Origin of the sequence: Pseudomonas sp. HY2-MNA-CIBAN-0224, assembly GCF_040310285.1 — a bacterium.
Lineage (GTDB): Bacteria > Pseudomonadota > Gammaproteobacteria > Pseudomonadales > Pseudomonadaceae > Aquipseudomonas > Aquipseudomonas helleri.
Map to the genome: position 1 here is coordinate 1 of NZ_JBEOPQ010000236.1, position 380 is coordinate 380.

Sequence of the window (380 nt, forward strand, 5' to 3'; positions counted from 1 at the left end):
TAGCTATTTTACCTAGCGCTTAACCAATAAATCTTACCAAATTCAGATAAAATAAAGGATTATTTATGACGGATTATACCAACCTCAAGTTATCAATTGACGGTCACATTGCTACCGTAACACTGAATAACCCACCAGCCCATACGTGGACGATGGACAGTCTACCAGCGCTAAAGCAGCTGGTTACTGACCTCAATGCCAATGATGATGTTTACGCCTTAATTATCCATGGCGATGGCGAGAAGTTCTTTTCAGCAGGTGCGGATTTAAACAATTTCTCAGACGGTGATAAAGGCCAAGCAATCAGCATGGCAATCGCGTTTGGTGAAGCGTTTGAAGCGCTATCAGCGTATCGCGGTGTCAGTATCGCGGTTATAAAT

At 42.9% G+C, this 380-nt stretch carries 1 protein-coding gene; it reads left to right on the plus strand.

Annotation, left to right across the window (positions count from 1 at the left end; translation table 11 throughout):
- Window positions 1-65 precede the first annotated feature (65 nt).
- On the plus strand, window positions 66-380 hold a 315-nt coding region (locus AAEZ03_RS26195), incomplete at its 3' end, for an enoyl-CoA hydratase-related protein (protein ID WP_350582670.1).